The sequence below is a fragment of the Variovorax sp. PAMC28562 genome, from assembly GCF_014303735.1.
Lineage (GTDB): Bacteria > Pseudomonadota > Gammaproteobacteria > Burkholderiales > Burkholderiaceae_C > Variovorax.
The window spans coordinates 932,752-952,004 of sequence record NZ_CP060296.1 but is presented as its reverse complement, the minus strand read 5'-3'; the positions used below and the strand labels follow the sequence as shown (position 1 = coordinate 952,004).

General features: G+C 65.5%; 20 protein-coding genes. 15 read left to right on the top strand and 5 right to left on the bottom strand.

Annotated elements, in window-relative coordinates:
• Window positions 1–170: 170 nt before the first annotated feature.
• The 3 genes from H7F36_RS04595 to H7F36_RS04585 all read left to right on the top strand — a co-directional run bounded on the left by H7F36_RS04595 (window position 171) and on the right by H7F36_RS04585 (window position 3,178).
• Window positions 171–1,121, top strand: a complete 951-nt coding sequence (locus tag H7F36_RS04595; protein WP_187053568.1) for an alpha/beta hydrolase — start codon at window positions 171–173, stop codon at window positions 1,119–1,121.
• A gap of 117 nt (window positions 1,122–1,238) precedes the next feature.
• Window positions 1,239–2,126, top strand: coding sequence for a fructose bisphosphate aldolase (locus tag H7F36_RS04590; RefSeq protein WP_187053567.1), 888 nt, complete (start codon window positions 1,239–1,241; stop codon window positions 2,124–2,126).
• Between the two features lie 146 nt (window positions 2,127–2,272).
• Window positions 2,273–3,178: a phosphoribosylaminoimidazolesuccinocarboxamide synthase gene (locus H7F36_RS04585; protein WP_187053566.1), complete on the top strand. Its 906-nt coding sequence runs from the start codon at window positions 2,273–2,275 to the stop codon at window positions 3,176–3,178.
• A gap of 42 nt (window positions 3,179–3,220) precedes the next feature.
• Here the strand turns inward: H7F36_RS04585 and H7F36_RS04580 are convergent, their stop codons facing one another.
• Both H7F36_RS04580 and H7F36_RS04575 read right to left on the bottom strand, forming a co-directional pair.
• Entirely contained in the window at window positions 3,221–3,664 is a 444-nt protein-coding gene (locus H7F36_RS04580; RefSeq protein ID WP_261802496.1) for an META domain-containing protein, read from the bottom strand.
• Window positions 3,665–3,708: 44 nt separating this feature from the next.
• On the bottom strand, window positions 3,709–4,629 hold the full coding sequence (locus tag H7F36_RS04575) for a tetratricopeptide repeat protein (RefSeq protein WP_187053564.1): 921 nt from the start codon (window positions 4,627–4,629) through the stop codon (window positions 3,709–3,711).
• Window positions 4,630–4,665: 36 nt separating this feature from the next.
• Between H7F36_RS04575 and purE the strand changes: the two genes are divergently transcribed.
• Genes purE through H7F36_RS04560 form a run of 3 tightly spaced genes read left to right on the top strand, consistent with a single transcriptional unit; the run spans window position 4,666 to window position 7,446 of the window.
• On the top strand, window positions 4,666–5,223 hold the full coding sequence (purE, locus tag H7F36_RS04570) for a 5-(carboxyamino)imidazole ribonucleotide mutase (protein ID WP_187053563.1): 558 nt from the start codon (window positions 4,666–4,668) through the stop codon (window positions 5,221–5,223).
• Window positions 5,224–5,240: 17 nt separating this feature from the next.
• Window positions 5,241–6,413 (top strand): 5-(carboxyamino)imidazole ribonucleotide synthase, encoded by a 1,173-nt coding sequence (locus H7F36_RS04565; RefSeq protein WP_187054800.1) that lies wholly within the window; start codon window positions 5,241–5,243, stop codon window positions 6,411–6,413.
• A gap of 34 nt (window positions 6,414–6,447) precedes the next feature.
• Complete coding sequence (locus tag H7F36_RS04560; RefSeq protein ID WP_187053562.1) at window positions 6,448–7,446, top strand: L-threonylcarbamoyladenylate synthase; 999 nt, start codon at window positions 6,448–6,450, stop codon at window positions 7,444–7,446.
• 15 nt (window positions 7,447–7,461) lie between these two features.
• On the opposite strand, the gene dacB is transcribed toward H7F36_RS04560, so the two are convergent.
• Entirely contained in the window at window positions 7,462–8,883 is a 1,422-nt protein-coding gene (dacB, locus tag H7F36_RS04555; RefSeq protein ID WP_187053561.1) for a D-alanyl-D-alanine carboxypeptidase/D-alanyl-D-alanine-endopeptidase, read from the bottom strand.
• Window positions 8,884–8,925: 42 nt separating this feature from the next.
• Here dacB and tsaB point away from each other — a divergent pair, with 42 nt between their 5' ends.
• The 6 genes from tsaB (at window position 8,926) to H7F36_RS04525 (ending at window position 15,294) form a co-directional block, all read left to right on the top strand.
• Window positions 8,926–9,642 carry a tRNA (adenosine(37)-N6)-threonylcarbamoyltransferase complex dimerization subunit type 1 TsaB gene (gene tsaB, locus H7F36_RS04550; protein ID WP_187053560.1) on the top strand — a complete coding sequence of 239 codons (717 nt, stop codon included), beginning with the start codon at window positions 8,926–8,928 and terminating at the stop codon, window positions 9,640–9,642.
• On the top strand, window positions 9,639–10,139 hold the full coding sequence (gene rimI, locus H7F36_RS04545; protein ID WP_187053559.1) for a ribosomal protein S18-alanine N-acetyltransferase: 501 nt from the start codon (window positions 9,639–9,641) through the stop codon (window positions 10,137–10,139). The genes tsaB and rimI overlap by 4 nt, the downstream gene beginning before the upstream one ends.
• Entirely contained in the window at window positions 10,136–10,912 is a 777-nt protein-coding gene (locus tag H7F36_RS04540) for a uracil-DNA glycosylase family protein (protein WP_187053558.1), read from the top strand. Before rimI ends, H7F36_RS04540 begins: the two co-directional genes overlap by 4 nt.
• 9 nt (window positions 10,913–10,921) lie before the next feature.
• Window positions 10,922–11,746 carry an orotidine-5'-phosphate decarboxylase gene (pyrF, locus tag H7F36_RS04535; protein WP_187053557.1) on the top strand — a complete coding sequence of 275 codons (825 nt, stop codon included), beginning with the start codon at window positions 10,922–10,924 and terminating at the stop codon, window positions 11,744–11,746.
• A 175-nt stretch (window positions 11,747–11,921) separates the two neighbouring features.
• The gene (locus H7F36_RS04530; protein WP_187053556.1) at window positions 11,922–13,796 is read left to right on the top strand and encodes a DUF1800 family protein; all 1,875 of its coding nucleotides are present in this window, start codon (window positions 11,922–11,924) and stop codon (window positions 13,794–13,796) included.
• Between the two features lie 7 nt (window positions 13,797–13,803).
• Window positions 13,804–15,294, top strand: coding sequence for a DUF1501 domain-containing protein (locus H7F36_RS04525; protein ID WP_187053555.1), 1,491 nt, complete (start codon window positions 13,804–13,806; stop codon window positions 15,292–15,294).
• On the opposite strand, the gene H7F36_RS04520 is transcribed toward H7F36_RS04525, so the two are convergent.
• Window positions 15,278–15,907: a TetR/AcrR family transcriptional regulator gene (locus H7F36_RS04520; RefSeq protein ID WP_187053554.1), complete on the bottom strand. Its 630-nt coding sequence runs from the start codon at window positions 15,905–15,907 to the stop codon at window positions 15,278–15,280. The genes H7F36_RS04525 and H7F36_RS04520 overlap by 17 nt on opposite strands.
• 4 nt (window positions 15,908–15,911) lie before the next feature.
• Entirely contained in the window at window positions 15,912–16,526 is a 615-nt protein-coding gene (locus tag H7F36_RS04515; protein ID WP_187053553.1) for a phenylacetic acid degradation protein PaaY, read from the bottom strand.
• 131 nt (window positions 16,527–16,657) lie between these two features.
• Here H7F36_RS04515 and H7F36_RS04510 point away from each other — a divergent pair, with 131 nt between their 5' ends.
• From H7F36_RS04510 to paaK, 3 genes are read left to right on the top strand one after another with little or no spacing between them, the layout of a single operon-like run.
• Window positions 16,658–17,440: an enoyl-CoA hydratase-related protein gene (locus H7F36_RS04510; RefSeq protein ID WP_187053552.1), complete on the top strand. Its 783-nt coding sequence runs from the start codon at window positions 16,658–16,660 to the stop codon at window positions 17,438–17,440.
• A gap of 3 nt (window positions 17,441–17,443) precedes the next feature.
• Window positions 17,444–17,938, top strand: coding sequence for a hydroxyphenylacetyl-CoA thioesterase PaaI (gene paaI / locus H7F36_RS04505; protein WP_187053551.1), 495 nt, complete (start codon window positions 17,444–17,446; stop codon window positions 17,936–17,938).
• Window positions 17,935–19,251 (top strand): phenylacetate--CoA ligase PaaK, encoded by a 1,317-nt coding sequence (gene paaK / locus H7F36_RS04500; RefSeq protein WP_187053550.1) that lies wholly within the window; start codon window positions 17,935–17,937, stop codon window positions 19,249–19,251. Before paaI ends, paaK begins: the two co-directional genes overlap by 4 nt.
• Window positions 19,252–19,253: the final 2 nt, after the last annotated feature.

Here is a 19,253-nt window from a genome sequence, read left to right as displayed (position 1 = left end):
TGTGCACTGCGTGTCACAGCGCCCACCCCCTGACCGGGGGCGACACCAGCGGCCTGGCGGAGCCAGTTCCGCGGTGTCTCTGGAAGGGCGTCCTACCGGACTGGGCCGCAGAAATGTGCACGCTCGCGTACCTTCCGAAACCAGTGCGCGTTCTTCTGCGTACAAGGCCGATGAACTTCACTCTTTTGCCTTTGCGCTCGCTGGCTTGCGTCGCGCTCGCTGCCCTGCTCACCGCCCTGCTGGCGGCATGTTCTCCGGTCAAGATCGTCAACGGGTTGGTGCCTACGAGCACGTACCGGTTCGAAGGAGACGTGGCTTACGGCGGCGCGGCACGGCAGCGTCTTGATATCTACAAACCACTGGCTTCAGCGATGGCAGCCAACGCCGCGCGGCCGCTGGTAATCTTCTTCTATGGCGGCACCTGGAGCAGCGGTGATCGCGCGATGTACAAGTTCGTCGGCGAGGCGCTCGCCGCGCGGGGCGTGACGGCGGTGATTCCGGACTATGGCCTTTCGCCGGACTTTCGATACCCGGTGTTTGTGCAGGACAGCGCGCTGGCGACCAAGTGGGCGCTCGACAACGCGGATCGGCTGGGAGCTGATCCGAAGCAGGTCTACGTGATGGGCCACAGTTCGGGCGGTTACAACGCGGCGATGGTCGCGCTCGATGACCGTTGGTTGGCCGATGTCGGCGCCAGCCCGAAGCAGTTGGCCGGATGGATCGCACTGGCCGGGCCGTTCGACTTTCTCCCGCCCATCGACCCACAGGTGAAAGCCGCCTTCAACTGGCCGGGCACGCCGCCGGATTCGCAACCCATGGCGCACGTCTCGGCCGCTGCACCGCGTACGCTCCTCATCGCCACGACCAAAGACAAGCTGGTCGACTATGTGCAGAACACAGAGCAAATGGCGAGCCGTCTGCGTGCCGCCGGCGTACCCGTGCAGTTGCGGGAGTTCAACGACCTGAGCCATATCACGCTGATCGGTGCGGTGGCCAAGCCGCTGCAATGGCTGGGCGGTCCGGTGTTGCCGCCGATCATGGAGTTCGTGGGGTTGCCGGCAGCGCCGACGGTTTCTGCAGCCTCGGCAAAGGCCGGTGCGCGCCCGGCGAGCGGCAACTGAGTTTGTTCGCCGCACGCGGTTGCGGCTTCATCGCCGACAGGCGCGGAACGGGCCATCGATACAATCTTTCACCATCCAAATACCGCCGTGCCACGGCATGAACAAGAGAGTGACGCAGTGAATCAGGAACAACTCGACAAAGTCAGCCAAGGCAAGGGCTTCATCGCCGCACTCGATCAAAGCGGTGGCAGCACGCCAAAGGCATTGAAGCTGTACGGCATCGAAGAGAGCGCCTACAAGGGCGACGCCGAGATGTACGACCTGGTGCATGCGATGCGCACCCGCATCGTCACCAGTCCGTCCTTCGACGGCCGCCGCGTGCTCGGCGCCATCCTGTTCGAAGCCACGATGGACCGTCAGATCGACGGCGTCGACTCGGCCGAGTACCTCTGGAAGCACAAGCAGGTCGTGCCGTTTTTGAAGGTCGACAAGGGCCTGGCGAACGAAGCCGACGGCGTGCAGCTCATGAAGCCGATGCCTGAACTCGACGCACTGCTTGCCCGCGCGGCCGGCAAAGGCGTCTTCGGTACCAAGATGCGTTCGGTGGTGAATGGTGCGAATGAAAAGGGCATCGCCGCCGTGCTCGACCAGCAGTTCGCAGTCGGCCAGCAGATCCTGAATGCCGGGCTGATGCCGATTCTGGAGCCCGAAGTTTCAATCGGCGCGGCCGACAAGGAACAGGCTGAAGCTTTGCTCAAGAAGGGTTTCATCGAGCGCCTGAATGCATTGCCCTCGGCCACGAAGGTGATGCTCAAGTTGACCATCCCGACGGTCGACGGTTTCTACAGGGAACTCGTCGCGCACCCGCAGGTGGTCCGCGTGGTGGCGCTGTCGGGCGGTTACGAGCGTGACGAAGCCAATGCGCGCCTCATGCGCAACCCCGGCATCATCGCCAGCTTCAGCCGCGCGCTGACCGAAGGCCTGAGCGCGCAGCAGTCGGATGCTGATTTCAATGCTGCGCTGGACGTTGCGATAGAGTCGATTTACCGCGCCTCCATCAGCTGAGCAGTTAGCTGATTCAAGACCGACAGTGCTTCGGCGCTGCCGGCATGCAAGCCACCGTTCGCGGTGGCTTTTTTCTGCGCGCACAATTCAGTTCCCTTCAGATTTTTCGGCGCGTCGCCTGTCCCGTTTTTGCACCGCATTTGCCCATGACCACCGTCCACACTTCCTCCATCCAGAGCCTGCCTTTGCTCGCGCGCGGCAAGGTGCGCGACAACTATGCGGTGGGCAACGACCGCATCCTGATGGTGGCGAGCGACCGGCTTTCGGCCTTCGACGTGATCATGGGCGAGCCGATTCCGGGCAAGGGCGTGATCCTCACGCAGATGGCGCTGTGGTGGTTCGACCGGCTCGGCCATCTGTGCCCGAACCACCTGACCGGCGAGGCGCCCGAAAGCGTGGTCACCGCCGACGAGGTGGCACAGGTCAAAGACCGCTCGATGCTGGTCAAGCGGCTGAAGCCGATACCGGTGGAGGCGGTTGTTCGCGGCTATCTCGCCGGCAGCGGCTGGAAGGAATACCAGGAGAACCAGGCGGTGTGCGGCGTGCCCCTGCCATCGGGCTTGCGCAATGCGAGCAAGCTGCCGCGGCCGATCTTCACGCCGGCCGCCAAGGCTGCTGCCGGCGAGCATGACGAGAACATCAGCTACGACCGCGTGGTCGAGGTGGTCGGCCCGTTGATGGCGCAGCAGATTCGCGAAACCAGCATCGCCATCTACGAAGCCGCGGCTGCGATCGCACTCGGCAAGGGAATGATCATTGCAGACACCAAGTTCGAGTTCGGCCTGGACGAAGCAGGCACGCTGGTCTTGATGGACGAAGTGCTGACGCCCGACAGCTCGCGCTACTGGCCCATCGAAGGCTACGAGGCCGCGTTCGCTGCTGGCACCAATCCGCCAAGCTACGACAAGCAATTCGTCCGTGACTGGCTCGAAGCCACGCGCATCAACGGCAGGCCCTGGGACAAGACGCCGCCGGCACCGCGCCTGCCGGCCGAAGTGATCGAAAAGACGGCGGCGAAATATCGCGAAGCGTTGCAGCGGCTGACGGGCTGACCTGTCGGCGCCGAGCGCGCTGCGTGTCGGTTCTCTGGCGGCTTAACGCGCCGAGGCGCCGGCCAAGGTCGCGAGCGTCTGCCCGCTCGCGTCGATCAGCAACATCCGCCCCGGGCCCACCAGCCGATAGCTCGCTGTTGTCTGCAGCACCTGCAAAAACTGCATCTCGTTGGCAGTGCGCGCACCGTCCAGACATGCCATCTTGGTCGCGACCAACTGCGAAATCTGCAGATGGCTGCCGGTCCGTGTGAAGCCACCCGAAAAGCGGTTGCAACCGCCCGAACCGGTCACCCGGCCGCTGCTTCGGTCGAACTCGATTTGTGCATCGCGCCGCGGATCGCCGCCGGCCCCGACGGGTTGATCGCCGAGTTGCACCAGCAGCCACGACGGCCCCTCGATCGGCTCGTCGAGACTGATGCCGCTGCCGCAAGCGGTAACGGCTGCAAGCATCAACGTGCCGATGGAAAGGCGTGCGAGACGAATCATCGATAGGTGCATGGCAGTGGTTCCGCGCTCAGGGTGTCAGGCAGTCAGCTCAGGATGACGCTGCTCAGGCGGCGCCGATAGGTCGCCACCGTCGGATCGACGGGTGGAATCTGTCCGTCGGCAACCTTCACCTTCGGCGGCTCGATCAGTTCGAGGATGGCGATGTAGGTCTTGCGGGCGAGTTCTTCGCTCCAGGTCTTGTCACGCATCAGGATGTCGAGCAGCTCGTCCATCGCTTCGGTCCAGCGCTGCTCGGCCATGAGCACCTGGGCGCGGCCGAAGCGGGCTTCGAAGTCGCGCTTGTTGGCGGCGATCTTCGAATCGAACTCGGCCGCCTGACGCAGCTCACCGACCGGTGGCGCCGCGAAATCGATGGCCGACATCCAGCGCTGCAGCGCGTCGAAGCGGCGCACCGCCGCGGTTTTGGCGATAACGGGTGCGAAGGCGACCTTGGCCTCATCGGTGCGGCCCTCCTGCAGCAAAAGCTTGACGAAGTCGAAGCGGGCATCGTCGTTGGCCGGATCGGTCGCGACCGCGTGTTCCAGCTTTTCGAGCGCGCCTTCGATATCGCCCTCGGCCATCGCTTGCAAGGCTGCGTCTTCTTCTTCGGCGGCTTCGAGTTCGGCCGCGGCCGGCACATGCTTGTCGAGAAACTCGCGGATTTTTTCGGCTGGCAGGGCGCCGACGAAGCCGTCGACCGGCTGGCCGTCCTTAAACATCACGCAGAACGGAATACTGCGCACGCCGAACATCTGGCTCAGCTGCGTCGAAATCTGCGGCACCGCGTCGGCATCGAGCTTGGCCAGCCTGAAGCGGCCGGCGTATTCGACTTCGAGCTTTTCGAGCACCGGGCCGAGCTGCTTGCACGGGCCGCACCATTCGGCCCAGATGTCGAGCAGCACCGGGATCGGCGTCGAGCCTTCGACGAGTTCGGACTGAAAGTTTTCGAGGGTGATGTCGATCATCGGGAATACGTAAGGGTGAAACGTAAAATTGAAACCATGAACGAATCCATTCAGGTCGGTGTGGTGATGGGCTCGAGCTCCGATTGGGAGACGATGCACAACGCGGTCGAGATTCTCGTGCAATTCGGCATCCGTTACGAAGCGCGCGTGGTGTCGGCCCACCGGATGCCGGACGAACTGTTCGCGTATGCCGAATCCGCTGCCGGCCGGGGGCTCGCTGCGATCATCGCCGGCGCAGGCGGCGCGGCCCATTTGCCCGGCATGCTGGCAGCCAAGACCACCGTGCCTGTCCTCGGCGTGCCGGTCGCCAGTAAGCATCTGCAAGGTGTGGATTCGCTCTACAGCATCGTGCAGATGCCCAGGGGCGTGCCGGTCGCGACCTTCGCCATCGGTAACGCAGGCGCGGCCAACGCGGCGCTCTTCGCGGTGGCGATGCTGGCGGTCAACGATGCGCCGATGCGCGCAAAGCTCGACGCCTTCCGCGCCCGGCAGACCGAAGCGGCCAGCGCGATGACGCTGCCGCCGGCTGGATCCGAAAGCGCTGGCGTGACCGCGCTGGCGACGCAAGGCCCGCAGGGCGGGAGCGCGCTGTGATTCGCGGTCTGCCGCTGATGCCCGGCACCACGCTGGGTGTGCTGGGCGGTGGCCAGCTGGCCCGAATGTTCGTGCACGCGGCGCAGCGCATGGGCTACTTCACCGCAGTGCTCGACCCCGACACCGCCAGCCCGGCCGGCCGCGTCAGCCACCACTTCATCCAGACCGACTACATCGATGTCGATGGACTTGCGCGGCTCGCCGGTCTTGCCGACGCCATCACGACCGAGTTCGAGAACGTGCCCGCACCGTCGCTCGACCACCTGGCGGCCGCCAGGCCCGTCGCACCCGCTGCGGCATCTGTCGCCATCGCGCAAGACCGCATCGCCGAGAAGGCGCACTTCGCCCGCTGCGGCGTGCCGTGCGCACCGTATGCAGTGATCGAGTCGGCAGCCCAGCTCGACGCCGTGGCCGACGATCTGCTGCCCGGCATCCTGAAAACAGCGCGCCTCGGCTACGACGGCAAGGGCCAGCGCCATGTGACGACTCGCGCCGAGCTCGCCGATGCCTGGGCCGACACCGGCAGCGTCGCCTGCGTTCTCGAAAAACGATTGCCACTGGAATTCGAATGCTCGGTCCTCGTGGCACGCGGGCACGACGGCCAGGTCGTCAACTTTCCGGCGCAGCGCAACCTGCATCGCGACGGCATCCTTGCCGTCACGGAAGTGCATGAAGGCAACATGCCGGCCGATCTGGCGGCGCGTGCCATCGCGGCGACCAAGTCGATCGCCACCGGGCTCGACTACGTCGGCGTGCTGTGTGTCGAATTTTTCGTGCAGGCCGACGGCGCGCTGGTCGTCAATGAGATGGCACCGCGCCCGCACAACAGCGGTCACTACACGATGGACGCGTGCGACGTGTCGCAGTTCGAGTTGCAGGTGCGCACCCTCGCCGGTCTGCCCTTGACGCAGCCGCGCCAGCACAGCCCGACCGTCATGCTCAATCTGCTTGGCGATCTGTGGTTCAGGAACGAGAGCAGCAGCCCATCGGCCGACGAGCCGATGGAGCCTGAATGGGCGGACGTGCTGGCGCTGTCAGGGGTGCATTTGCATCTTTACGGCAAGACGGAGGCGCGGCGCGGTCGCAAGATGGGGCACCTGAACATCACTGGTGCGGACATCGACGAAGTGCGCGGCACGGCGGATTTCGCAGCCGCATTGCTGGGCCTGCCGATTCCGTTGTCGGAGTGATCGTGCACCCCTCGCTTTGCCTAAGAGGCTGCCAATGATTCGAGATGGCGAAACGCCTGACGCCCTGCACGACGCCGCGCTCGTGCTGCGAGCCGGCGGGCTGGTCGGCTTTCCGACCGAGACGGTGTACGGGCTGGGCGCCGACGCGAGCAGCGATGCGGCGGTGGCCGGTATCTTCAAGGCCAAGGGCCGGCCGAGCGACCATCCGCTGATCGTCCACATCGCGGCCGGCATCAAGGGCGAAGAATCGCTGTCGCGCTTTGCGCAGCCGCTACCGCCGTTCGCCAAAGCACTCGCCGATGCTTTCTGGCCTGGCCCGCTGACGCTGGTCGTCACGCGGCAGCCCGGCGTTGGCGCCGCCGCCGCCGGCGGACAAGACACCATCGGTCTGCGCTGTCCTGCGCACCCGGTCGCGCAGGCCCTGCTGGTCGCCTGCGCCGAGTTGGGCGTTCCCGGCCTGGCCGGCCCGAGCGCCAATCGGTTCGGCCGGGTCAGCCCCACCACCGCGCAGCACGTGCACGAGGAGTTCGGCGACGCGTTGCTGGTGCTCGACGGCGGCGCGTGCGAGGTCGGTATCGAATCGACCATCGTCGATTGCAGCCGCGGCGCGCCGGTGCTGCTGCGGCCCGGCGTCATCACGCGTGCGCAAATCGAAGCGGCCTGCGGCCAGCCGCTGCGCAGCAAGGAAGAGCTGGCGTCGCCCGACCCGCGCGCATCGGGCACGCTCGAATCGCACTACGCTCCGGCCGCCAAGCTGCGCATGATGGACGCACGCGCCATGCAGACCGCGCTCGACGTGCTCGGCGCCAATGCGCGCCACATCGCGGTGTGGTCGCGCAGCGTGCTCAGGAGCCCGTCGCCGCACATCGTGCAACGGCGCATGCCCGACGACGCGGTCGCCAGCGCGCACCAGTTGTTCGCCGTGCTGCGGGCCTTCGATGCACAGGGCGTGAGGCTGATATGGGTCGAAACGCCACCGGCCGACGCCGAGTGGGAAGGCGTGCGCGACAGGCTGCAGCGCGCCGCAGCCTGAATCAGCCAGTCAGCTTCAGTCCTGGGTCGCCCAGTCGACCAGTGCATCGAACGCTGGCCGTGCCGCACCCGCATTGGCGTGGTTGGCGATGGCGATCACGATGTAGCGCCGGCCGCTGGCGCCATCGACAAAGCCCGCCACGCCCGCCGCGTCACGCAGCGTGCCGGTCTTCAGGTGCGCCGCGCCGCCCGAGCGCAGTGCGCGCTTGCGCAGCGTGCCGTCGACGCCGGAGGCCGGCAGCGAAGACATCAGCTCCGACATGGCCGGCGAGCGCCAGGCCACCTGCAGCATCTTGGCCAGCGCCGCGGCGCTGATGCGCTCGTTGCGCGACAGACCCGAGCCGTTGTCGAACACCGGCTGACCTTCGCCGGTGCCGATGCGATCGTTCCACCACTGCCTGACCGTGTCGCGTGCGCCGTCGAGCGTGCCGCGGTTTTTCTGCTGAAGCCCGAGCGTCAAAAAAAGCTGCTGCGCCATCACGTTGTTGCTGTACTTGTTGATGTCGCGAATCACCTCCGCGAGCGGCGGCGAGGCGACTTCGAATGCCGGCTTGAGCCCGGCCGGCACCCGGCCTTCGCGCACCTGGCCCTTGAGCTGGCTGCCCATTTCGCTCCACAGCCCGCCGATGGCACGCACCGCGTAGCTGCGCGGGTCGGCGTACGCAACGGCCCAGACTTTTTCACCGCAACTTGCGGGGTAGCTGCCGGCAAAGCCGATGCGTGCACCATCGGCGTAGTCGGCGGCGAGCGTGACGCGGTAATCGCCGCAGTCGCCGGCCGACAGCGGCACCGTGCGCTGCATCGTCACGCCGGTCAGTGACGGCTCGAAGTTGACCTGGGCCGTTTGCGCGGCGCGGTTCGGCACGAAGGTCATCACGACCGACTTGTAGTTGAGCAGCAGCGCGTCGGGCGCCACGTTGTAGGGGCGCAAGCCTTCGCCGTCGAAGGCGGCCGGATCGGCCTCCACGGTTTCGAATGCGGTGCGGTCGAGCACGATGTCGCCCGCGATGCTGTTGATGCCCAGCCCCTGAATGCGCCGCAGCAGCAGCCACATGCGCTCGATCACCAGCTTGGGGTCGCCCTGGCCCTTGATGTACAGGTTGCCGTTGAGCACGCCGTTGACGATGGGCCCATCGACGTAGACGGGCGTGGTCCAGGTGAAGGCCGGGCCGAGCAGGTCGAGCGCGGCATAGGTCGTGACCAGCTTCATGATCGACGCCGGGTTGACTTGCACTTGGGTGCGCCAGGCGAGGCGCGGCGGCCGTACACCATCGGCATCGGCGACCAGCATGACGACTGCGTCGCGCGGCACTTTGGCGCGCGCCAGGGCGGCATCGACTTCAGATGGGAGCGCTTGCGCGGTGGCGTGCGCAATGGCGGCCAGGGCGCAGGCGAAAACGACGGCTTGGCGCCAGGGCTTGGGAAAGGCGAAAGGCATCGCCGGATTATCCCGGTCGGCCTGCGCCTCGATAATCGCTGCATGCCCAAATTGCTCGCCTTCGACACCAGCACCGACCAGTTGTCGGTCGCGGTGCAGAACGGCGACTTGCTCTTCGAGCACAGCGGTGCCGGCGGGGCGCAGTCGTCGACCACGCTCCTGCCGCTGGTCCTGCAACTGCTTGCCCAGGCCGGGCTCACGCTGCGCGAGCTCGACGCGATCGCCTTCGGTCGCGGGCCCGGATCGTTCACCGGGTTGCGCACCGCGTGTGCGGTGGCGCAGGGGCTGGGTTTCGGCGCCGATGTGCCGCTGCTGCCGGTCGACACGCTGCATGCGATGGCCGAAGAAGCGCGCCATCGTTTCGGCACGACGCGGGTGGTGTCGGTGCTCGATGCGCGGATGGACCAGGTGTACGCGGCGAGCTACGTGCTGGATGGTCGTGGCATTGGCGCCGATCCCGACGACCTCGGCCGAGCACAATTGTTGGCGCCGGAAGCACTCATCGTCCCGCCGGGCTTCGCCCTCGCAGGCAATGCATTCGCTGCCTATGGCGACCGGCTGGCCGCAGCGACTGCGCGTCACGTGGTGTTGCCCACCGCCGCTGCCATGCTCCGCCTCGCACCCGCCCTGCTCGCTGCGGGCCGCGCCGTCGCCCCGGCCGATGCCGCACCGCTGTACGTCCGCGATAAAGTCGCCCAAACCACCGAAGAACGCGCCGCCATCAAAGCTGGCGCCGTTGTTGCTACTTCATTGAAATGAGCGCTGTTCTCCAGCCCCTCGAAGCCCGGCTCGAACCCCTGACCACCGATTGGATCGACATGGTCTGCGCGGTCGAGCGCACTGCGTACAGCCACCCCTGGACACCGACCAACTTCTCCGACTCGATGACGGCCGGCTATCACTGCCAGTTGCTGATGGGCGGCGACACGCTCATCGGCTACTTCGTTGCCATGAAGGGCGTCGATGAGGTCCATCTGCTCAATTTCACCGTGGCACCGGCGTTTCAGCGGCAGGGCTGGGCGCCGTTGATGCTCGAAGCCCTTTGCGGCTGGTCGCGCGTCCAGGCGGCGCAATGGCTTTGGCTCGAAGTGCGGCAGAGCAACCAGCGCGCCCTCGACATCTATACGCGCCAGGGCTTTCGCCGTGTCGGCGTGCGCAAGGCCTACTACCCCGACCTCGGCAATCGTCGCGAAGACGCCGTGGTGATGAGCTTGCGGCTCGACGAAACCGGCAGCGCCTGGGGCGCCTTGCAATGACCGAAGCGACGATGCAGCTCGATGCGCGCCAGCGGGCCATGCTCGAAGAAATGGGCGTCAAGGTCTGGTGGCCGACGGCGGAGCGGATGACGGCAACTGCGGCGCCTGAGGTGGTAGAGCCCGTGGCGAGTCGCTCGCGCGCAGCGGCTCCGGCAGAGTCTTTGCCTCCCGCCACTGTCACTGCCACCGCCACCGCAGCCGCCCCAACGCCTGCGGCCCGGCGCGCGCCCGGTGCGGCGCAGGCTGCTGCAGTCCTGATCGAACCCGCGATCCGTCTCTACGACGGTAGCGGCCCACCTGAAAACGGCTGGCTGCTGGTGGTCGACACGCCCCCCTCGGCAGACGGCCGCCACGACGACGAGCCCTTTGCCGGCGAGGCTGGGCGTCTGCTGCAGAACATGCTGCGGGCGCTGCAACTCGATCGCGGGACGGCGCCGGTGCATCTGGCGCGCGTTCACCGCAGCGCCACCGGTGCGCCGCCAGGCGACGTAGCGCCGCTCCGCACCGGCTTCGCCGCGCAGGCTGCCTCGCTGGCACCCCGGCTCGTGCTGGCGCTGGGGCCGCTTTCGACCCAGGGTCTGATGCAAAGCGACGAGCCGCTCGGCAAGTTGCGCGGCCGCGTTGCACAAGTACGAGTCGATCGAGGCGGGGCGGAAACCCCGCTGGTCGCCAGCTATCCCCCGATCTATCTCTTGCGCAATCCGGCCGACAAGGCCAAGGCTTGGGCCGACCTCTGTCTGGCGGCCGCCGAGTTCGAGCGCGTCGCTTCCTAGAATCGGCCCATGACATTTCTCGACAAGTTGCGCGCCGCCGAGCGCCAGAACGGCTCGCTCCTGTGCGTTGGTCTCGATCCGGAGCCGGCCCGCTTTCCGGCAGGCCTCAAAGGCGACGCCAGCAAAATCTACGACTTTTGCGCCCGCATCGTCGATGCCACTGCCGACTTGGCGATCGCCTTCAAGCCGCAGATCGCCTACTTTGCCTCGCACCGCGCCGAAGGCCAGCTCGAGCAGTTGATGGAGCACTTGCGCCGCAACGTGCCGCATGTCCCGGTCATCCTCGACGCCAAGCGTGGCGACATCGGCTCGACCGCTGAGCAATATGCGCGTGAGGCTTTCGAGCGTTACGGCGCGGATGCGGTCACGTTGTCGCCTTTTATGGGATTCGATTCGGTCGAGCCGTATCTCCGGCACGACGGCAAAGGCGCCTTTTTGCTGTGCCGAACGAGCAACCCGGGCGGTGCCGATCTGCAGGGCCAGCGGCTCGCCGGCATAAAAGGAGAACCTTTTTTGTATGAACACGTTGCACGGCTCGCGCAAGGTCCATGGAATTTGAACGGACAACTCGGCCTTGTCGTCGGCGCGACGTACCCGGCAGAAATAGAACGCGTGCGTGCTTTAGCGCCGACGGTTCCGTTACTTATCCCGGGCGTAGGAGCCCAAGGCGGTGACGCCGTTGCAACTGTCCGCGCAGGTTGGCGAAGCGATGCGCCGATCGTCGTCAATTCGTCGCGCGCAATCTGTTACGCCTCTGACAAAGACGACTTTGCGGCGGCGGCAAGGGCTGTCGCCCTGCAGACCCGAAACGCGCTCGAAGCGGCCAAAAACTGACCGACATTTTTCGGCACGCGCAATGTCGAGTTGTATCGATGTGACGAAAAAAGTCACATTTTCTTACAGTCCTTGTCCTACAGACGTCCTTTAGAGTTCCGGTGGCCCACCCATGGTCGGGCACGGCATTTGCCTTGAGCGGAGTGACGCAACAGCGTCGAGGACGAGGAAACCCATGGTCGAAGACTTGCAGACCGGTCGCGAAATCGCGACCGAAGAGACAACGCGCGCCCTTTCGTCAAACGAAAGTTCTGGCAGCACACCCAGCGAAGCCGGACACGGCAGCCGGCTCTCGCTGACGGCGGCACTGGCGGCCGCGGCGGCTCTCGCCGCATGCGGCGGTGGCGGCGGTGGAGGCAGCAGTGGCGCTGCCTTTCTGGCCGCCGGTGGCACCAACGGAGCCACCTCGACCGGAAGCACCCAGGTCGCGGCCGGGTCTCTCACCGCATTGCAAAACACGCCGACCGCCGGCACCTACATCTACACCACCGCCAAGACCGACGACGAGGCTGCGCGCTTCTTGTTGCAGGCGCAGTTCTCGGCGACGGAAACCGACATCGCGGCGGTCCGCGCGAAGGGCTACCTGACCTGGATCGGCGAGCAGGCCGACCTCGCGCCATCGCAAACCGGCTGGCAATGGCTCGCCAGCAAGCCTTACAACACGGCCTACACCGACAACATGATCTGGAACCAGCTCATGTCGTCACCGGACGGGTTCCGCAAGCGCATGGCGATGGTCTTCTCCGAGATCTTCGTGGTGTCGGCCAATGACATCGGATCGAGCTGGCCCGACACGATGATGGCGCAGTACTGGGACACGATGGTCGCAAGCGTGACCACCAATTTCCGCAAGCTGCTCGAAGACATCACGCTGAATCCGGCGATGGGCTTCTACCTCAACACGCGCGGCAACATGAAAGAGAATTCGTCCGGTCGCCAGCCCGATGAAAACTTTGGCCGCGAAGTCATGCAGTTGATGACGCTGGGGCTGTATCAGCTCAATGCCGACGGCAGCATCAAGCGCGCGGCCGACGGCACGCCGCTCGACACTTACACGCAAGACGACGTGACCAACATCGCGCGGGTCTTCACCGGCTACGACCTCGACATCAAGACGGCCGAAAAAGGCGCCTTCGCGCCACCGGGCCAGACCTACACGATCGAAAGCAACCAGTGGACCCAACGGCCCATGGTGTTGACCGAAAACAACCATTCGACGATGGCGTCGAACTTTCTCGGCACCACGATCGCGGCCGGTACCAAGGGTGCCGCTTCACTGAAGACGGCGCTCGACACGCTGACCAATCATCCGAACACCGCGCCCTTCATCTGCAAGCAGCTGATCGAGCGGCTCATTACCAGCAACCCGAGCGCGGCCTACATCGCACGCGTCGCGGCCGTGTTCGCCGACAACGGTGCCGGTGTTCGTGGCGACATGAAGAGCGTCTTCGCTGCCGTGTTGCTCGATAACGAAGCACGCAGCCCGGCCGGTCTGACCGACCCCAACTTCGGCCGCCTGCGCGAACCGATGCTGCGCCTCGTGCAATGGGCACGCAGCTTCGGCGTGACCTCGGTCAAGGACACCTGGAAAGTCGACAACACCACGGATGCGGCCAATCGGCTCGGCCAGAGCCCGCTGCGCTCGCCTTCGGTGTTCAATTTTTTCAGGCCCGGTTATGTGCCGCCGTCGACGGTGCTGGCCAGTGAAGGCAAGGTCGCGCCGGAGTTCCAGTTGGTCAACGAGACCAGCGTCGGCGGGTACCTCAACTACATGCAGAACATCCTGCAGAACGGTTACGACACCAAGGATGTGAGTGCGAGCTACACGGTCGAAAAATCGCTGGTGTTCGATGCAGCCGCACTCGTGCGCCGGCTCAACCTCGTGATGTGCGCCAACCAGCTTTCAGCAGCCACGGTGGCGTTGATCACCAATGCACTCGCGACGCCGCCCATCCCGGCCGGCAGCACCAACGACACCCTGAAGAACAACCGCATCTACGCGGCGATTTTGATGGTGCTGGCCTCCCCCGAATACCTGATCCAGAAATAGGCGCCCCATGCACTACATCGACCCCAAGGGCCATTCGCGCCGCGCATTTCTGAAGCGTTCCAGTTCCCTGGCGTTGGCCGGCACCGCCATGCCGTTCGCGCTCAGCCTGGCCACAATGGGTGAGGCCGCTGCGCAGACGGCCACCGACTACAAGGCGCTTGTCTGCGTGTTTTTGTACGGCGGCTGCGACTACGCCAACACCGTCGTCACCTACGACGACGACAGCTACGGCAAGTACAGCACCATCCGTGGCGGCGTTCAGTCGGCCGGTGGCATCGCGATCGCCAAGGCCGATCTCGCTGCGACGGCGCTCAGCCCGACGCAGGCGCTGACGAATGGCCGCCAATACGCATTGCACCCATCGATGACGGCGATGAAAGGCTTGTTCGATGCCGGCAACGCGGCGGTTCAACTCAACGTCGGACCGCTGGTCGTGCCGCTCAGCCGCGCCACCTTCAACAACAGCAACAAGAAGGTGTACCCGCAACCGCCCAAGCTCTTCTCGCACAATGACCAGCAGTCGACATGGCAATCGTCGTCGCCCGAAGGCTCGACGGTCGGCTGGGGCGGCAACATCGGCGACCTGGTGCTCGGGCGGAACAGCAACTCGCTCTTCACCTGCATTTCGGTCTCAGGCAATGCGGTGTTTTTGTCGGGCGACAGTGCGCTGCAATACCAGGTGAGCAGCGGCGGTGCCGTGCGCATCAACAGTGTGAGTCCGGCCTCTGGCACCACTTTGTACGGCTCGGCTACGGTCAAGTCTGCGATGCAGGCGCTGACCCAACAAACCCGCACGCACAAGCTCGAGAACGAATACAACAAAGTCACCAAGCGCGCGGTGGAGGCTGAAGGCACGGTGACGACCGCCATCGCACTGCCCTATGCCGCCGGGACGTTTCCGGTGCCGCCCACCAACCTCGGCAACCAACTCGCCATGGTGGCGCGCCTGATTCGCGGACGCGCTACGACGGGTGCCAAGCGCCAGGTGTTCATGGTGTCGACGGGCGGCTTCGACCTGCACGACAACCTGATCAACAACCAGGCGCCGTTGTTGAAGCAAGTGAGCGACGCCATGGCCAGCTTTCATGCGGCGATGGTTGCCGAAAACCTCGGCGACAAGGTCACTGCCTTCACAGCATCCGATTTCGGCCGCACGCTCGCATCGAACGGCGACGGCGCCGACCATGGTTGGGGCAACCACCACTTCGTGGTCGGCGGCGCGGTCAAAGGCAACATGATCTACGGTGCGCCGCCACCAGTGAGCATCAACAACACCTCCACGCTCGACGGCTACGAAGGCCACGTCGGCCAGGGCCGCTTGATCCCGACCACCTCGGTCGATCAGTACGGCGCGACCATGGGCAAGTGGTTCGGCCTGAACGATGCGCAACTGCTCGACATCCTCCCCAACTTGAAGAACTTCAACGGCAATACGCTGGTGGTGAACGGCACGACCTACACCTACCCGCGCGATGTCGGCTTCATGAAGCCGGCCTGACGTTCACCGGCGACCCCGGCGCAGCGACCGCACCGAGGCCGCCGATGAACAGATCCGCCACGATCGGCCCCATCGCCGCATGGTCGAGGTCGCCGCCCGGCTTCATCCAGGTGAACATCCAGTTGATCATGCCGAAGAGCAGCATGGTGAGCGGCTTCGAAAGCGGCGCACCGGGTTTGTCGGCGCGCATTTCGGCTACCGCCTTGGCAAAGCCTGCGACCACCTTGCGCTCCTTGCCGAGCACGCGCTCGCGGTCGGTCGGCTCCAGGAACTTGACGTCTTCGGTCAGCACGCGGTGCGCGTCCTGCGCATCGGCATATTCCGCGACGATGCGCTGGATGAAGTGCCGCAAGCGCGCTTCGCCCTGCAGCGCCAGGCTGGCTTCGTCTTCCACCAGTGCCGCCAGTCGCGACACGTGGTCGTCCGCAATGCTGACGAGCAGCGTGTATTTGTCGCGGTAGTAGTGATACAGCGTCGCCTTCGACAGCCCACAGGCCTCGGCCACCTGGTTCATCGACGTCGACGGATAGCCGCGCTGCGCGAACAAGCCGGCCGCGCGCGCCAGGATCATGTCGCGCTGGTCGTCGTAGTTGGCGGCTCTTCCGCGTGCCATCGGGTCAGTCCGCTTTTGCGCTGCGCTTGGTGTCGACCAGCGAGCGAACGGATGAGCGCTGAACGGTCGGCCGGTTGGGTTCGACGACGGTGAGCGGCTGTACTTCGACCAGGCTGGCGAGGCAGCGGCGCGCGAGCGCCTGATAGGTCAGGGTGCCTTCGAGTTTCCAGGCGATCTCGGCGTCGCTCAGTTCGCGCTTGACCTTGGCCGGCATGCCGGCGACCAGGCTGCGCGGCGGAATCTTCATGCCGGCAGGGACGAAAGCGCAGGCCGCGACGAAGGATGCTTCACCGACTTCGGCCTCGTCCATCACCACCGCGTTCATGCCGACCAGCGCATCGCGCCGCACGATGCAGCTGTGCAACACCGCGCCGTGGCCGATGTGGCCGTTCTCTTCGATCACCGTGTCCTGCAGCGGAAAGCCGTGCACCACGCAGGTGTCCTGCACGTTGGAGCCGGTCTTCATCACGATGCGGCCGAAGTCGCCGCGCAAGCTGGCCAGCGGCCCGACGTAGCACCCCGGGCCCACGATCACGTCGCCGATGAGCACGGCGGTCGGGTGCACGTAGGCGGTCGCATCGACCACGGGCACGACGCCTTCGATGGCATAGCAGGGCATGTTTTTGTCTCCTCAGGGTTTGCACCGACGTCAATGCGATGGCGAGGGCTTGCGCCACCCGATCGACGAATCTTAAAATCTACCGAACGGTCGGTCAATAGTGTTTTGCCGAGCGATGGAGACACACCACGATGACGGAGCCTTCGATACTTGCAGCCCGAAGCGGCGCGATCGCCACGCTGACGCTCAGCCGTCCGGCCGCGATGAACAGCTTCACCACCACCATGCACGCCGAGCTGATTGCTGCGCTGAACGCTGCGGCCGACGATGCCGATGTGCGTTGCGTCGTCATCACCGGCGCTGGACGCGGCTTCTGCGCCGGGCAGGATCTGAGCGATCCGATGGCTGCGCCCGGCAAAGACCTCGGCCAGCTGATCACCGGCACTTACGCGCCACTGGTCGAACGTATCCGCGCCATGCCTGTGCCGGTGATCGCAGCCGTCAACGGCGTCGCGGCGGGTGCCGGCGCCAACCTCGCGCTTTGCTGCGACTTCGTGATCGCGGCGCGCTCGGCCAGCTTCATCCAGGCGTTCTCGAAGATCGGCCTCGTGCCCGACACCGGCGGCACGTGGCTGCTGCCGCGCTTGGTAGGCCATGCGCGTGCGCTCGGACTTGCGATGCTCGGCGACAAGGTGCCGGCTGCCGAAGCCGCCACGATGGGAATGATCTGGCAATGCGTCGAAGACGCTGCGCTCGTCGACACCGTCACCGCCTTGGCGACGCGCCTCGCCGGCATGCCGACGCAGGCGTTGGTCGCGACGCGACAAGCGCTGTCGGCAGCGCAAGACATGAATCTGGCCGGTGCGCTCGCCAACGAAGCGCAGCTGCAAAGCCGCTTCGGCGCCGCGCACGATTACCTCGAAGGCGTCGACGCTTTCCGCAACAAGCGCGCGCCGCGCTTCACCGATCGCTGAAGCATGCCAACGTTGCAGCCGACACCGCAGCAAACCGCCGAGCGCGTGGCCGAGGGCATGTTGCGCCGCGACCGCGCGACCCGCACATTGGGCATGGCCGTGCTCGCCATTGCGCCCGGCGCGGCCACGCTGGCGATGCGTGTGCGCGAAGACATGCTCAATGGCCACGACACCTGCCACGGTGGCTTTATCGCAACGCTCGCTGATTCGGCTTTCGCCTTCGCTTGCAACTCGTACGACGAGCTCACGGTGGCATCGTCGTTCGGCATCGACTTCATCGCGCCGGCGCGGCAAGGCGACCAGCTCACGGCAAGCTGCATCGAGATTTCCAAGAGCGGCCGTACCGGCGTCTACGACACCGAAGTGACCAACCAGCGCGGTGAGCGCATCGCGGTGTTCCGCGGCCGCTCGCACACCCTGAAAGGCAGGCCAGCGGTAAAGCCGATCGCAACAGCGACCGCGCCCGAAACCGTGGCCGCTGCGGGAGACGCCCCATGACCGCGAAGCGCCCCGAACCCGGCGACCTGTCGCCCATCGAAACCGCCAGCCGCGACGAGATCGTCGCGCTGCAGTTGCAGCGCATGCAGGCGACGCTGCAACGCGCCTACGACCATGTGCCGCACTACCGCAAAGCCTTCGACGCCGAGGGCGTGAAGCCCGGCGACCTGAAGCAACTGAGCGACCTTGCGAAGTTCCCGTTCACGGTGAAGGGCGACCTGCGCGACAACTACCCGTTCGGCATGTTCGCGGTGCCGCGCGCACAGGTCGCGCGCATCCATGCGTCCTCGGGCACGACCGGCAAACCGACGGTGGTCGGCTACACGAAGAACGACATCGACATCTGGGCCGACCTGGTCGCGCGCTCGATTCGTGCGGCCGGTGGCCGGGCCGGCGACATGATCCATGTCGCCTACGGATACGGCCTTTTCACCGGCGGCCTGGGTGCGCACTACGGGGCCGAGCGGGCCGGTTGCACCGTCATCCCGATGTCGGGCGGGCAGACTGAAAAACAGGTGCAGCTCATCCGCGACTTCAAGCCCGACATCATCATGGTGACGCCCAGCTACATGCAGGTGATCATGGAAGAGTTCGTACGCCAGGGCGTCGATCCGCGCAGCAGCGGCCTCAAGATCGGGATCTTCGGCGCCGAGCCGTGGACCGAAGCGATGCGTCACGACATCGAGAACAAGGCCGGCATCGACGCTGTCGATATCTATGGTCTGTCAGAAGTGATGGGCCCCGGTGTCGCAAGCGAGTGCATCGAAAGCAAGGATGGTCCGGTGGTGTGGGAAGACCACTTCTACCCTGAGATCATCGACCCCGACACCGGCGAGTTGTTGCCCGATGGCGAAGAGGGCGAGCTGGTCTTCACCTCGCTCACCAAAGAGGCGATGCCCGTCATCCGCTACCGCACGCGTGACCTCACCCGGCTGCTGCCGCCGACCTCGCGATCCTTCCGCCGCATGGGCAAGATCGTCGGGCGGAGCGACGACATGATGATCATTCGCGGCGTCAACGTATTCCCGACGCAGGTCGAAGAAATCGTGCTCGCGCACGAGCGGCTGTCGGGCCTCTATCAAGTGCACGTGAGCCGCGACGGCTTGCTCGACCAAGTCGAAGTGCACTGCGAGCTGCAGCCCACCGGAAGCGCGATCACCGAAGGCGACCGCAGCGCGATCGCGCAGTGGGTGCAGCACCGCGTGAAGACGCTGATCGGCATTTCGACGCAGGTGCGCGTGTTCGATCCGAACAGCATCGAGCGCACTCAAACCGGCAAGGCGCGGCGCGTGGTCGATACGCGCCCACATTGAAC

Coding starts and splice junctions, on each gene's coding strand:
- H7F36_RS04540 (WP_187053558.1), top strand. CDS start 10,136: ATGACCGAAGCGACGATGCAGCTCGATGCGCGCCAGCGGGCCATGCTC.
- H7F36_RS04560 (WP_187053562.1), top strand. CDS start 6,448: ATGATTCGAGATGGCGAAACGCCTGACGCCCTGCACGACGCCGCGCTC.
- purE (WP_187053563.1), top strand. CDS start 4,666: ATGAACGAATCCATTCAGGTCGGTGTGGTGATGGGCTCGAGCTCCGAT.
- H7F36_RS04515 (WP_187053553.1), bottom strand. CDS start 16,526: ATGCCCTGCTATGCCATCGAAGGCGTCGTGCCCGTGGTCGATGCGACC.
- paaK (WP_187053550.1), top strand. CDS start 17,935: ATGACCGCGAAGCGCCCCGAACCCGGCGACCTGTCGCCCATCGAAACC.
- H7F36_RS04530 (WP_187053556.1), top strand. CDS start 11,922: ATGGTCGAAGACTTGCAGACCGGTCGCGAAATCGCGACCGAAGAGACA.
- H7F36_RS04595 (WP_187053568.1), top strand. CDS start 171: ATGAACTTCACTCTTTTGCCTTTGCGCTCGCTGGCTTGCGTCGCGCTC.
- tsaB (WP_187053560.1), top strand. CDS start 8,926: ATGCCCAAATTGCTCGCCTTCGACACCAGCACCGACCAGTTGTCGGTC.
- H7F36_RS04585 (WP_187053566.1), top strand. CDS start 2,273: ATGACCACCGTCCACACTTCCTCCATCCAGAGCCTGCCTTTGCTCGCG.
- dacB (WP_187053561.1), bottom strand. CDS start 8,883: ATGCCTTTCGCCTTTCCCAAGCCCTGGCGCCAAGCCGTCGTTTTCGCC.
- H7F36_RS04510 (WP_187053552.1), top strand. CDS start 16,658: ATGACGGAGCCTTCGATACTTGCAGCCCGAAGCGGCGCGATCGCCACG.
- pyrF (WP_187053557.1), top strand. CDS start 10,922: ATGACATTTCTCGACAAGTTGCGCGCCGCCGAGCGCCAGAACGGCTCG.
- H7F36_RS04520 (WP_187053554.1), bottom strand. CDS start 15,907: ATGGCACGCGGAAGAGCCGCCAACTACGACGACCAGCGCGACATGATC.
- H7F36_RS04565 (WP_187054800.1), top strand. CDS start 5,241: ATGCCCGGCACCACGCTGGGTGTGCTGGGCGGTGGCCAGCTGGCCCGA.
- H7F36_RS04525 (WP_187053555.1), top strand. CDS start 13,804: ATGCACTACATCGACCCCAAGGGCCATTCGCGCCGCGCATTTCTGAAG.
- H7F36_RS04575 (WP_187053564.1), bottom strand. CDS start 4,629: ATGATCGACATCACCCTCGAAAACTTTCAGTCCGAACTCGTCGAAGGC.
- rimI (WP_187053559.1), top strand. CDS start 9,639: ATGAGCGCTGTTCTCCAGCCCCTCGAAGCCCGGCTCGAACCCCTGACC.
- paaI (WP_187053551.1), top strand. CDS start 17,444: ATGCCAACGTTGCAGCCGACACCGCAGCAAACCGCCGAGCGCGTGGCC.
- H7F36_RS04580 (WP_261802496.1), bottom strand. CDS start 3,664: ATGATTCGTCTCGCACGCCTTTCCATCGGCACGTTGATGCTTGCAGCC.